We start from the raw sequence: 12,711 nt of genomic DNA on the forward strand, positions 1-12,711 counted from the left end.
CTCCAGTTGTCGAAATGTGTTGGGACAACCTTGGCCCTAGTGAGTGCTACATGGAAAAGAATAGCAAGGACTTGGGCAATTCCAATAGTGGAATTTGAACTTTAGATGCCGCTGATATGCGCTAACTGTCCGATTCCAGCAGTAATTGCCATGCCCGCACAGCCACCGAGCATCACGCGAATAGTTGGCTTTAGAACCTTTGATCCTGCTGTTCGTGCGCTGAGGATTCCAGTGAATAAGAGTCCAACCAGAGTAAACCCAACAATGCTCCACGCTTTCGCCCCCAGCGTTGGTGCAAAAGCACCAAGGAATGGAATGACTCCGCCCAGAGTAAAGCTTGCTGCAGATGCAATTGCTGCTTGCATTGGACGTGCCTTTGTATGTGGGTGTTGTCCTAATTCATCTCGTAGATGCGCCGCAAGTGCATCTTTATCGTGCATTGCCTTAGCAACTTCTTCTGCTAATTCAGGAGCTAACCCGCGTTCAATATAAATCTGTTTAAGCTCTTGTAATTCACCTTCTGGATCAATTGCCAGATGTTGAATTTCTAATAATCGATCTGATTCTTCAACATCATTTTGGGAACGAACCGAAACGTACTCACCAACTGCCATTGACATTGCGCCAGCAGAAATTGCTGCCAAACCTGCAGTAATTAAAAAACTATCTGCTTTGGCTGCTGCGACACCGATCATTAAAGATGCGGTGGAAACAAGTCCATCATTTGCACCAAGGACTGCGGCTCGTAGCCACCCTGCTCGATGAGTTCGGTGCTCTAAATTGCGAGCATAAACATCTTTAAGGGCCATGTTTAAATCTTAGCCGAAGAGCGTCCTAATCGTAGGTAATTTGCAAGGGCTAGCGTTGCAACTATTGCACTGACCCACACATTCACACGCAATCCAGCGATGGTATTGGCTTGGTCGATGCGAATAATCTCGATGAATAAACGTCCAATGCTATAGAGCCCCACGTATGCGCTAAAAACCTGGCCCGCGGCTAGTTTCTTTCCCCACAGAATTAATGCAATCGCAACTGCGCTGCACCATAGTAATTCATATAAAAAAGTCGGATGAAATGTTTCAAATGTTGCATAGCCATCAGGGCGCAATCCGACTGGAACAGATAGTGCCCACGGAAGATCGGTTGGACGGCCGAATAATTCACCGTTAAACCAATTTCCCAAACGTCCTATTGCTTGTGCGAATAAAATTCCAGGAGCAAGTGCATCCATGAATATTGCAAATGAAGGCAGCTCCTTCTTCTTTTGTTGGGACTTATATGCAAAAAACGCTGCGACTGCGCCTACTGAAATTGCTCCCCAAATACCTAAACCACCTTGCCAAATTTTTAGCGCATCAACAGCATTGCCATTGGCACCAAAATATTGAGCCGGAGAAGAAATCACGTGATAGAGGCGACCGCCAATAATTCCAAATGGAACTGCCCAGATTGCGACATCTCCCACAACGTTTTGTGCATTGGGTGCAACCGCTCTTAATCGCTTGTCTCCCAACCACACTGCAATGAGGATCCCAGCAATTATGCATAGGGCGTAAAAATGAATAGTGAGTGGACCGAGTTCCAATACCGAAACACTCGGTGTTGGAATCGATCTATTCAAAGTTTTACTTACCTTCTACAGCTTTAACAAATGCCGCAGCATCAAAGTACTCACCAAGATCTGTACCTGATGTTCCACGACGAATCTCTTTGCCATTGATGAAAACTGTTGGAGTGGAGTTAATGTTCTTCTCTCCTCCAGAGGCAGCGACGTTATTTACCCACTCTTTATAATTGAGGTTTTTCACGCACTCACCGAATTTAGGCGAATTAATATCTGCGAACTCACCAAGTGCAATTAAGTACTCAGCTGTCACAACTCCGGCATTTTCTGCAGGCAGGTTTTGATAGAAAGCTTTGTGGAAACCTAAAAACTTATTCTCATCCGATGAGCAAGCAGCTGCATTTGCAGCAAGGGCTGACTCTGGACCAAGAAATGAGAGCGTGTGAAACACAACTTTCGCTTTCTTCTCTTCGATGAGTTCTTCGATGTAGCCACCATTTACCTGTTCAAAGCGTGCACAGACTGGACATTGAAAATCTTCCCAAATATCAATAACAGGAACTCCCTTGATGTCACCGTTATAAACAATTCCGTATCCATCATCTTTTGAAACGCTGGATGGAAGGGCTGCAGAAGTATTTTCCTTATTGCTTAACACAGAGAAAATGGCGCCCACTGCAACGACTAGTACGACCATTCCAATAACTAGATTGCGTGTTGTGTTATCTGGACCCTTTGGTGTCTTAGATGACATGTCTTTATTCTCCCGGTATTAGTTCCTGTGATGGTTTCTTTTCGAGTGCAAACTTGGTTATAGGGTAGCGAAGAAGATAGAGACCGCAGAGCGCTAAGCCTATGTCACGCAAAATTTCTTCTAAATACTTGGTTTCACTTGGATCAACGGTGCCACCGCCGCCAAAACAACCGCAGTCAATGGATAGGCCTCGCGCCCAGGCTTGAGCGATTGCGATGATAAAAAGCACCATCAGGCCTGCACCAAACATCGCGGCATAGCGAACTCCCACACCAATAATGAGAAGTACTCCCGCGCCAACTTCAAGCCAAGGCAGAACAATTCCAAGAATATTTGCGAGCCAAATAGGCAAGATCTCATAGGCACGAACAGCCATCATTGATTTATCTGGTGTAAATACTTTGAGATAACCAGCGACTAAAAGCACTCCACCTAAAACTAAGCGAGCGAGTAATCCAATCCACGGTTGTGCTTTTTTCATCCCCTGCCCTCTCGAACACCTAGCGCTAATTGTTCAACGAGTGCACGCACCGCATTTATTCCCGAATCTAGAGAGTCAGCGCCATTTAATGCATTAATAAATGCTGAACCCACGATGACGCCATCTGCATAGCCAGCCACTTCCTTGGCATGTTCGCGGGTAGAAACTCCCAAACCAACGGCCACAGGAATCTTGGTTACTTTTTTAATGCGATCAACTAGATCTTTGGCTCCGGCTGAAATTCCTGTGCGCGCGCCCGTAACGCCCATCAGGGATGCTGCGTATACAAATCCTGAACATTGCGCAGTAACTTTTTCTAGGCGTGCATCAGTTGTACTCGGCGCCACAACAAATATTGAATTGATTTTTGATGAGTGACTTGCTGCGGTCCAAGGTTGAGCTTCATCCACTGGAAGATCAGGAGTAATAACCCCAGAACCCGAATTCGATGCAATTGATTCTGCGAATTTTTCGATTCCATATTTCTCGATTGGATTCCAGTAGGTCATAACAACACTTGGTATCCCACGAGCAGTCGCATGAGCGAGTGCCTCAAAAACCTCTTTTGCACCGGTACCAGCATTTAAAGATGTATTTGCCGCTTCTTGAATAGTTGGTCCATCCATTACCGGATCGCTATATGGAAAACCGATTTCGATTGCATCTACTCCTGCATCAGCAAATGCATCAATGACTGCTTTGCAACCTTCTTGTGTTGGATATCCGGCTGGAATATATGCAATCAGTGCTGCTCTATTTTCTGATCGAGTCTTCGTAAATAGTTGATCTAAGGGTGTGCTCATTACAGAGGAATTCCGAAATACTCAGCTGCAGTGACTACATCCTTATCTCCGCGGCCTGAAAGATTAATGAGCAAGGTGGCATCTTTTCCTAATTCGCGACCCACTTGTAGTGCTCCAGCTAATGCGTGCGCAGTTTCAATTGCAGGGATGATTCCTTCTGTCTTGCACAGCAGTGAAAATGCATACATTGCTTCGGCATCAGTAATAGCGCGATACTCGGTACGACCTATTTCACTTAAGTATGCGTGCTCTGGACCAACGCCTGGATAATCCAAACCTGCTGAAATCGAATGCGACTCAACAGTTTGACCATTCTCATCTTGGAGTAAGTAAGAACGTGCTCCGTGTAATACACCTGGTGTTCCACCCGTAATAGTTGCTGCGTGACGGCCAGTTTCAACGCCATCTCCACCAGCTTCTAATCCGATTAATCGAACATCCTTATCCTTAATAAAATCATAGAAAATACCGATGGCATTTGATCCGCCACCGACACATGCAAGAACAGCATCAGGTAACTTGCCAGTGAGTTCTAATACTTGGGCGCGTGCTTCTTCGCCAATAATTTTCTGAAAATCTCTGACCATTGTTGGAAATGGGTGCGGTCCAGCTACTGTTCCAAAGAGGTAATTAGTTGTTTCGACATTTGTTACCCAATCGCGCATTGCCTCATTAATCGCATCTTTAAGAGTTTTTGATCCAGTTGTAACTGGAACAACTTCAGCGCCTAATAATTTCATTCGAACTACGTTAAGTGCTTGGCGCTTTGTATCTTCTTCGCCCATATACACAACACATTCCAAGCCCATCAAAGCTGCTGCCGTTGCAGATGCAACGCCGTGTTGGCCCGCGCCAGTTTCGGCAATAATTCGTTTCTTACCAGAGCGCTTGGCAAGAAGTGCTTGTCCTAAAACGTTATTAATCTTGTGGCTTCCAGTGTGATTAAGATCTTCTCGCTTAAGAATTATCCGAGCGCCACCTGCATGTTCTGCAAATCTTTTCGCTTCAGTAATGATGCTTGGTCGTCCAGAATAAGTCTTATGCAGGTGCGCGAGCTCTGCGAGAAATACTGGATCTTTTTGCGCAGCATTGTGGGCGCTTTCAATTTCATCGAGTGCTCCAATGAGAGCTTCTGGAACATAGCGACCACCGAACTGACCGAAGTGGCCAGCTCCAATATCTGTCGATGATGTACTCATGTACAAATCTTACTGTTCTCCGAGTAAGTGCTGCACGGCGAATTCTGGGTCCCCCGCGCGTACTAACGCCTCGCCAACCAAAATCGCGTTGGCTCCAGAGTCCACGGCGTACTGCACATCGGCAGGGGTGGAAATTCCTGACTCTGCAATGCGAATCACATCGGTAGGAATACGTGGTAATAAATCTTTAAATGCAATCGAGTCAACTTCTAGGGTCTTTAAATTTCTGGAGTTCACGCCGATCATTTCAGATGGAGCATCGAGTGCAATCTCAAGCTCATCCATAGTGTGAACTTCAACGATTGCGTGCATGCCTAACTCTTGAGTTAAATCCAAATAATCCAAGAGTTGATTCTTTGAAAGAGCTGCCACTATCAATAAAACAAGATCTGCGCCATGTGCGCGAGCTTCAAAGAATTGGTACTCATCTACCATGAAATCTTTTCGCAAGATTGGTAGATCAACTGCTTTGCGCACAGCATCTAAATCTTCTAACGAACCACCAAATCTGCGACGCTCTGTCAGAACACTTATTGCACTCGCTCCCCCTTTTTCATATTTACTAGCCAACAGGGCTGGATCGGAAATTGGCGCCAGTGCACCTTTGCTAGGAGATGATCTCTTGACTTCTGCAATCAATGAAAGAGAGTTGTTCTGAAAACTAGAAATATCTGCTCGCACAGCAGCGGCTTTTTCAACGGCTTCAAGAATCTGCGCTCTTGAAAGCTTTCTGGATTCTAAATCTTCTTTAACGCCTTCAATGATTGAATCAAGAACGCTCATTTCGAGCGCCCATCGGTACTTGGATCTTCACCAATGTCTTGGCGATTCCATGAAGTTAACTTTTCAGGTTTTCTGTCATACCTTTTCGAAAGTTTGAATCGTGAAGAGAGAAAAAATGCTGCAACTATTACAACAATGACTGAGATGGCTGAGATAAAAATATTGTTCATCGCCGACTCGCTAAAGAATTTGCAGCGTGAATTGCACCGAGGACGGCAGCAGCCTTGTTGTGACACTCTTGGTTTTCTGACTCAGCATCAGAATCGGCAACAATTCCTGCACCTGCTTGAACATATGCTTTGCCGTCATATAAAACTGCCGTGCGAATTGCAATACAGGTATCAATGTTTCCGGTGAAATCGATATATCCGATTGCACCTCCGTAAATTCCACGACGTGTACTTTCATGATCTTCAATGATCTGCATCGCTCGTGGCTTTGGGGCGCCAGATAATGTTCCGGCTGGGAAAACTGCAAAAAGAGCATCAACGCAATTAGATTTATCAGAAAGGGTTCCGGTCACTGTTGAAACAATATGCATGACATGGGAATAGCGTTCGATGTGCATGAAATCAATAACTTCAACACTTCCTGGTTTACAGATTCTTCCCAAGTCATTGCGACCTAAGTCAACGAGCATGAGATGTTCTGCGCGTTCTTTTGGATCGGCCAATAACTCTTCTGCTAATTTCTTATCAATTTCAGGTGAAGCTGAACGTTTTCTTGTGCCTGCGATCGGATGAACCATCACCTCTTTTTGATTTACCTTTACGAGAGCTTCTGGACTAGAGCCAACAACACTGATTCCGTCGTTAAATTGGAACAAATACATATATGGACTGGGGTTGTGCAACCTGAGCATTCGATACACATCTATCGGTTCGGCCTTGACATCCATACTAAAACGTTGAGAGAGAACAACTTGAAAGGCTTCTCCAGCCACAATCTCATCTTTAATTTCATTAACAGATTGACGATATTTTTCATCCGTTGTATTTGAATCAAATTCAGGTAGTGAACGATCTTCCAGCACACTCACAAAACCATCCAAAGGTGCATTGAGCTCTGCTTGCATGCGATCTAAACGCTTTACGCATTCGGCATAGGCTTCATCAATTCGATTATCACTTGCATCCCAATTTATGGCATTAGCTATGAGCGTCACGGTGCCATCGCTGTGATCCATCACTGCTAAATCACTTGTTAACATAAATGCGAGTTCTGGCAGAGGTAAATCTTTTTTCGAAGAGTTTCCAATTTTTTCTAATCGCCGCACAGAGTCATAACCCATATAACCAACAAGTCCACCGGTCAGCGGTGGCAATCCTGGTATTACTGGAGATTTCAAATGTGATGCACTAATTCGAAGAGCCTCTAATGGATCAACTCCCTGCGGTGCACCGGCTGGATATGTTCCTATCCACACTGCAGCCCCATCTTTTTCACTCAGTGTTGATTCGGTGCGTACTCCAATAAATGAATACCTTGACCAGGCTCCACCGTGCTCGGCTGATTCAAGTAGAAAAGTATTTGGCGCGCTCTTTGCGAGTTTTCTATAAATACCTAAAGGTGTTTCACCATCTGCCAGTAATTTACGCGTTACTGGAATAACGTTGTAATTTCGTGCAAAGGAACGAAACTCTTCTAAATTCATCCCAGTTGCACCGGCTGATGAAAACAGGTTGCATCGCCTGTGTGACACGCTGCCCCAATTTGTTCTACTGATATGAGCAGTGCATCACCATCACAATCAAGTGAGAGAGAAATAACTTTCTGCGTATGCCCTGAAGTCGCCCCTTTTACCCATATTTCATTTCGTGAGCGAGACCAATATGTGCCAGCACCTGTTGCAATCATCTGAGCCAGTGCTTCTTGGTTAACGTAGGCAAGCATTAAAACTTCTTTAGTGTGCGCATCCTGTGCGATTGCTGGAATCAATAGCTGTGGATCTTTGAGCAACCCACGAACTTGTGCAGATAATAGATAGTCGCTCATGGCTTAATTCTGCCCTATGAGTTATTGACGGTGCGAACCGAATAACCAGCCCCGCTTAAATACCTCTTTACATCGCCAATTCTATGAACTCCAAAGTGGAAAACACTTGCAGCAAGTAGAGCATCTGCTCCAGCATCAAGTGCTGCAGCAAAATCTGAGAGTGCTCCTGCCCCACCACTTGCTATCAATGGAACTTTGGCGACTGAACGCACCGCTGTGATCATTCCAATGTCATATCCCGCTCTGGTTCCATCGGCGTCCATTGAATTGAGCAAAATTTCACCAACACCGAGCGCACACGCCTTTTCAACCCACGCGATTGCATCTAACCCAGCACTTTCACGTCCACCATGTGTTGTTACTTCAAAACCTGATTCAGTTCGTGCACGTCTGGCATCTACAGAGAGAACTAAAACTTGAGAACCAAATCGATCAACAATTTCTGAAATTAACTCCGGACGTTTCAATGCTGCGGTATTAATTGAAACCTTGTCCGCGCCTGCTCGGAGCAATCTGTTTACATCATCGACACTTCTAATTCCCCCACCAACGGTTAATGGAATAAAGACTTGCTCTGCGGTGCGGCGAACAACATTTAACGTAGTATCGCGCCCAGCTGAACTCGCTGAGATATCTAAAAACGTTAACTCATCAACACCTTCGCTGTCATATAACGCAGCCATCTCAACTGGATCGCCTGCATCGACTAAGTCTGTGAAATTAACTCCCTTAACAACACGTCCATCAGTGACATCTAGACATGCGATTATGCGAACAGAAAGTGTCATCGCTTTGTTACTTCCAGCGCCTGTTGCAATGTAAAAGCGCCGGCATACAACGCCTTACCAACAATCGCTCCTTCAATGCCAATACTTCTAAGCGCTGCTAAATTTTCGATATCGCTTAAATTAGATATGCCACCGCTTGCGATTACTGGCGCCTTGGTGACTGCGCAAACACTCTTAAGTAGTTCAAGATTTGGGCCTGCAAGGGTTCCATCTTTGGTTACATCCGTAACTACATAACGCGCACAACCATCTCGATCTAATCGCGTAATAGTTTCGAAGAGATCGCCGCCGTCTCGAGTCCAACCGCGAGCTGACAATGTGTTACCACGAACATCTAGACCCACTGCGATGCGATCGCCAAACTCTGCAATCACACGTGAAGTCCACTCAGGGTCTTCTAGTGCAGCAGTTCCTAGATTTACTCGTGTGCACCCTGTTGCAAGAGCTCGATGCAATGATTCGTCATCTCGGATACCACCTGATAACTCAACTTTAATATCTAAAGCCCCGATTACTTCTGCTAACAAATCTGCATTGCTCCCAATTCCAAATGCGGCATCAAGATCTACAAGGTGTATCCATTCGGCGCCTGATTTTTGGAAATCAAGAGCTGCATCTAGTGGCTTTCCATAATTAGTTTCTTGACTGAGTTCGCCTTGAACCAATCGAACGGCTTTGCCATCTTTAACATCTACTGCAGGCAATAACTCCAGATAACTCATAGCCCAGCGCTCCAATTTGCAATCAAAGTTAGCCCGGCTTGGCCTGATTTTTCAGGATGAAATTGCGTGGCAGAAAGTGGGCCATCTTCAACCGCTGCTAAGAATTTTTCACCATGCGTTGTCCATGCTTGTGTCACACCAACAGATTTCTTGGCTGCATATGAATGCACAAAGTAAAAAGATTCTTTTTCAACACCTTTAAAGAGTTTTGTTGAGCCAGTAACTTCAACGGTGTTCCAACCCATATGCGGAAGAATCGGTGCATCAAGTGCATCAATACTTCCGTTCCACATACCAATTCCTTTGTGTTTGCCATGTTCTAGGCCATCACTAAAAAGAATCTGCATTCCAATACAAATGCCTAACGTGGCCTTACCTGCGACTTGGCGTTGACGAATTACATCAGCAGCATCGATTTCATTGATTCCATTCATGCATGCAGCAAATGCGCCAACACCAGGAACAACTAGCCCGTCAGATTTAAGGGCAACCTCTAGATCTGATGTGATGTGAACATCATGGCCTGTCGTTGCAAACGCTCGTTGGGCGGATCGTAAATTTCCCGATCCGTAATCCAAAATTGCTATCAAAGAACGCCCTTAGTCGATGGCACTCCGCTTACTCGTGAATCCAGCGCAACCGCATCGCGCAGTGCTCGAGCAACAGCTTTAAATTGTGCTTCAAATACGTGGTGCGCATTGCGTCCTTCAAGAACTCTAATATGAAGTGCGATGCGCGCTTCGGCGACAATAGATTCCCAAATGTGCTTACCGAGAGTTGTATCAAATGTTCCGATGAGTTCAACAATTTCTGGCTGGCGGTGAACTAGATAGGGACGTCCTGACAAATCAACTGCAGCTTGAACAAGAACTTCATCAAGTGGAACCATGGCATCACCAAAGCGACGAATGCCTGCCTTATCACCGAGTGCTTCACGAAGTGCTTGGCCAAATGCCAAAGATGTATCTTCGACAGTATGGTGAGAATCAACTTCGATGTCGCCGGTAGTTTTCACAGTTAAATCAAAACCAGAGTGCTTACCAAGTTGTGAAAGCATGTGATCAAAGAACGCGACACCTGTATCGACAGATATGTTTCCCTGACCATCAAGGTTAAGTTCAACAAGAACGCTAGATTCTTTCGTTGTTCGTTCTACGCGTGCACTTCTCATTTTTTCCCCTGCTTCACTTGTTGAGTACTTCTTTTATCGCCATTAAGAACTTCTTGTTTTCGGCTCCGTTGCCGATTGTTACTCGCAAATATCCTTCGAGGCCCACATCGCGGATCAGAACCCCTTTATCGAGCAAATCTTTCCATACATCTGCACTTGCTCGCTTGAATCCCGAGAAGAGCAAGAAATTCGAGCAGCTTGGAATGACTTCAAGGCCTAAAGCACTGAGTTCACTTGCCAGATCTTCTCGGGCTGCAATCAATCCTTGAACAGTTGCTAATAGTTCATCACTAAATTCAAGGGCTGCACTAGCCGCCACTTGCGTGAGCGCACTGAGGTGATAGGGAAGTCGAACTAGTCGCATTGCATCAATCACGGATGGATGCGCAACAAGATAGCCCACACGTGCACCAGCGAATGCGAATGCTTTGCTCATAGTTCGAATAACTACAACATTTGGAAACTTTTCAATCAGAGTAATTGCTGATTTTTCAGATGAAAACTCTGCATACGCCTCATCGATGACAAGCAAACCACCAACTAATTGCGTGCTTCGAGCCAGCATCTCTATTTCAGATATGAGAAGTGCGCTCCCTGTTGGATTATTAGGAGTTGTAATAAATGTCAGAGTAGGACGAAGGGATTCGATCTGAGACGCAGCCGCATCACAATCAAGAGTGAAGTCTTTGCGTCGAGTGCCATCAATCCATGGAGTTGCAGTGACCTTTGCAATCAAAGGATGCATTGAATACGAAGGTGTGAAGCCAAGGGCAGATTTACGGCCAAAGGCAAGAAAAATAGATTGAATAATTTCATTGCTTCCATTTGCAGCCCACACATTGGATATATCTATAGAGGTTGCAGATTGAGAATTTATGTAATTAGCCAATGATGTTCGCAGCTCTGTTGCTTCGCGATCTGGATAGCGATTAAGTCGCGAGCCAATCTCGGTTACTCGGGCTGCAATCGCCTTAACGAGTTCTGGTGATGGCGAAAATGGATTTTCATTTGTATTAAGTGATGCATCTGCTTCTACTTGTGGCGCACCATAGGCAGACATTGGTGCAAGCTCTTCGCGCAGCGGAAGCCACTGTGGCCACGTACTCATGATGAACTCTTATTCTCTAAACGCGCGCTCATGGCTTCACCGTGCGCGGGTAGATCTTCTGAGTTAGCCAATGTAATAACCGTCGGAAGAATCTGTGTAAATGCATCCTCGTTGTATTCGATGAAGTGAAGTCCGCGTAAAAATGTTTGAACAGATAAACCACTTGAGTGGCAAGCACATCCACCAGTTGGCAATACGTGATTAGACCCGGCTGAATAATCACCGAGTGAGACTGGAGAGAAACGACCAATGAAAACAGCGCCAGCATTTCTAATTTTCTGCGCATCTTTCTCGCTGTTTTTTGTTTGAATTTCTAGGTGCTCTGCAGCGTAAGCATTTGCAACATCTATTGCGTGTTCTGTGGAGTCAACTAATACGCAAGCTGATTGAATTCCAGTTAGCGCTTCAGTAATTCGCTCTGAGTGCTTTGTTCGTGCAACGCGCGTGACAAGTTCTTTTTGAACTTCGTCAATTAGTTCCTGGCTATCTGTAATCAGAACGGCAGCTGCGATGACATCGTGTTCTGCTTGGCTGATCAGATCTGCAGCAACATCTGCGGCTAGCGCGCTCTTATCAGCGATGATTGCGATTTCTGTTGGTCCTGCTTCAGAATCGATACCAATAATCCCACGCAAAGCGCGCTTTGCAGCGGCAACGTAAATATTTCCAGGACCAGTTACTAGGTCGCACTTTTCACAGACATCTTCCATGCCGTATGCGAAGAGTGCAATTGCTTGTGCACCACCGACTGCATATACCTCGGTAACACCAAGGAGTTCACACGTTGCAAGAATTGTTGGGTGTGGCAATCCCCCAAATTCACTTTGAGGAGGGGATGCAACTGCAATGCTTGCAACCGCAGCGATTTGGGCAGGAATAACATTCATCATCACACTGCTTGGATAAACAGCGCGACCGCCTGGAACATATAAGCCAACACGATCCACTGGCACCCATCGTTCTGTGACTGTGCCACCATCGACTACTTTTGTAATGCTTTGCGTGCGTCTTTGATCGTTGTGAACAGTTCTAATTCGCTCTGCAGAAATTTCTAACGCTGTGCGTATTTTTGGGTCTAATTCTTTCAGTGCTCGTGTGAGCGCTTCTCTCGGAACCTTTATCTGCTGCGGGGCCACACCATCGAATTCTTTTGCCAGTGCAATCAAATCACTTTCATTTCCATTTTTCACACGCGCTAAAATTGGTTCAACTAATTTCATTGCTTGCGCGACATCGAGTGCGGCGCGAGGAATGAGGTTGTTATAAGCCGACTTTGATAGGCGTTGACCACGAAGGTCTACTAAACGCATCATCTGCTCGCCTCACAAAACTTTAGATGT

The 12,711-nt window shown here is 45.4% G+C and carries 16 protein-coding genes; all 16 read right to left on the reverse strand.

What is annotated here, in order from left to right; translation table 11 throughout:
* Positions 1-101: 101 nt before the first annotated feature.
* Genes PHILAsVB114_RS03985 through hisD form a run of 16 tightly spaced genes read right to left on the reverse strand, consistent with a single transcriptional unit; the run spans position 102 to position 12,684 of the window.
* Positions 102-809: a VIT1/CCC1 transporter family protein gene (locus PHILAsVB114_RS03985; RefSeq protein ID WP_095698095.1), complete on the reverse strand. Its 708-nt coding sequence runs from the start codon at positions 807-809 to the stop codon at positions 102-104.
* Positions 810-811: 2 nt separating this feature from the next.
* Positions 812-1,624: a prolipoprotein diacylglyceryl transferase gene (lgt, locus tag PHILAsVB114_RS03990; RefSeq protein WP_095698096.1), complete on the reverse strand. Its 813-nt coding sequence runs from the start codon at positions 1,622-1,624 to the stop codon at positions 812-814.
* A gap of 4 nt (positions 1,625-1,628) precedes the next feature.
* Positions 1,629-2,321: a DsbA family protein gene (locus PHILAsVB114_RS03995; protein ID WP_095698097.1), complete on the reverse strand. Its 693-nt coding sequence runs from the start codon at positions 2,319-2,321 to the stop codon at positions 1,629-1,631.
* 4 nt (positions 2,322-2,325) lie between these two features.
* Positions 2,326-2,802: a MauE/DoxX family redox-associated membrane protein gene (locus PHILAsVB114_RS04000; protein ID WP_095698098.1), complete on the reverse strand. Its 477-nt coding sequence runs from the start codon at positions 2,800-2,802 to the stop codon at positions 2,326-2,328.
* Positions 2,799-3,605 carry a tryptophan synthase subunit alpha gene (gene trpA, locus PHILAsVB114_RS04005; RefSeq protein ID WP_095698099.1) on the reverse strand — a complete coding sequence of 269 codons (807 nt, stop codon included), beginning with the start codon at positions 3,603-3,605 and terminating at the stop codon, positions 2,799-2,801. The genes PHILAsVB114_RS04000 and trpA overlap by 4 nt, the downstream gene beginning before the upstream one ends.
* Positions 3,605-4,804: a tryptophan synthase subunit beta gene (gene trpB, locus PHILAsVB114_RS04010; protein WP_095698100.1), complete on the reverse strand. Its 1,200-nt coding sequence runs from the start codon at positions 4,802-4,804 to the stop codon at positions 3,605-3,607. Before trpB ends, trpA begins: the two co-directional genes overlap by 1 nt.
* 9 nt (positions 4,805-4,813) lie before the next feature.
* Positions 4,814-5,587: an indole-3-glycerol phosphate synthase TrpC gene (gene trpC / locus PHILAsVB114_RS04015; RefSeq protein ID WP_095698101.1), complete on the reverse strand. Its 774-nt coding sequence runs from the start codon at positions 5,585-5,587 to the stop codon at positions 4,814-4,816.
* On the reverse strand, positions 5,584-5,757 hold the full coding sequence (locus PHILAsVB114_RS06950) for a hypothetical protein (RefSeq protein WP_157906147.1): 174 nt from the start codon (positions 5,755-5,757) through the stop codon (positions 5,584-5,586). The genes trpC and PHILAsVB114_RS06950 overlap by 4 nt, the downstream gene beginning before the upstream one ends.
* Complete coding sequence (locus PHILAsVB114_RS04020) at positions 5,754-7,241, reverse strand: anthranilate synthase component I (RefSeq protein ID WP_095698102.1); 1,488 nt, start codon at positions 7,239-7,241, stop codon at positions 5,754-5,756. The genes PHILAsVB114_RS06950 and PHILAsVB114_RS04020 overlap by 4 nt, the downstream gene beginning before the upstream one ends.
* Positions 7,238-7,582, reverse strand: coding sequence for a phosphoribosyl-AMP cyclohydrolase (gene hisI, locus PHILAsVB114_RS04025; protein WP_095698103.1), 345 nt, complete (start codon positions 7,580-7,582; stop codon positions 7,238-7,240). The genes PHILAsVB114_RS04020 and hisI overlap by 4 nt, the downstream gene beginning before the upstream one ends.
* A gap of 14 nt (positions 7,583-7,596) precedes the next feature.
* Positions 7,597-8,370, reverse strand: a complete 774-nt coding sequence (hisF, locus tag PHILAsVB114_RS04030; RefSeq protein ID WP_095698104.1) for an imidazole glycerol phosphate synthase subunit HisF — start codon at positions 8,368-8,370, stop codon at positions 7,597-7,599.
* Entirely contained in the window at positions 8,367-9,092 is a 726-nt protein-coding gene (gene priA, locus PHILAsVB114_RS04035; RefSeq protein ID WP_095698105.1) for a bifunctional 1-(5-phosphoribosyl)-5-((5-phosphoribosylamino)methylideneamino)imidazole-4-carboxamide isomerase/phosphoribosylanthranilate isomerase PriA, read from the reverse strand. Before priA ends, hisF begins: the two co-directional genes overlap by 4 nt.
* Positions 9,089-9,682, reverse strand: a complete 594-nt coding sequence (gene hisH, locus PHILAsVB114_RS04040; RefSeq protein ID WP_095698106.1) for an imidazole glycerol phosphate synthase subunit HisH — start codon at positions 9,680-9,682, stop codon at positions 9,089-9,091. Before hisH ends, priA begins: the two co-directional genes overlap by 4 nt.
* On the reverse strand, positions 9,679-10,263 hold the full coding sequence (gene hisB / locus PHILAsVB114_RS04045) for an imidazoleglycerol-phosphate dehydratase HisB (RefSeq protein ID WP_095698107.1): 585 nt from the start codon (positions 10,261-10,263) through the stop codon (positions 9,679-9,681). The genes hisH and hisB overlap by 4 nt, the downstream gene beginning before the upstream one ends.
* 13 nt (positions 10,264-10,276) lie before the next feature.
* Complete coding sequence (locus tag PHILAsVB114_RS04050; RefSeq protein ID WP_095698108.1) at positions 10,277-11,371, reverse strand: histidinol-phosphate transaminase; 1,095 nt, start codon at positions 11,369-11,371, stop codon at positions 10,277-10,279.
* Positions 11,368-12,684 carry a histidinol dehydrogenase gene (gene hisD, locus PHILAsVB114_RS04055; protein WP_095698109.1) on the reverse strand — a complete coding sequence of 439 codons (1,317 nt, stop codon included), beginning with the start codon at positions 12,682-12,684 and terminating at the stop codon, positions 11,368-11,370. The genes PHILAsVB114_RS04050 and hisD overlap by 4 nt, the downstream gene beginning before the upstream one ends.
* Between the last annotated feature and the right edge of the window lie 27 nt (positions 12,685-12,711).

Origin of the sequence: Candidatus Planktophila limnetica, from assembly GCF_002288365.1 — a bacterium.
Lineage (GTDB): Bacteria > Actinomycetota > Actinomycetes > Nanopelagicales > Nanopelagicaceae > Planktophila > Planktophila limnetica.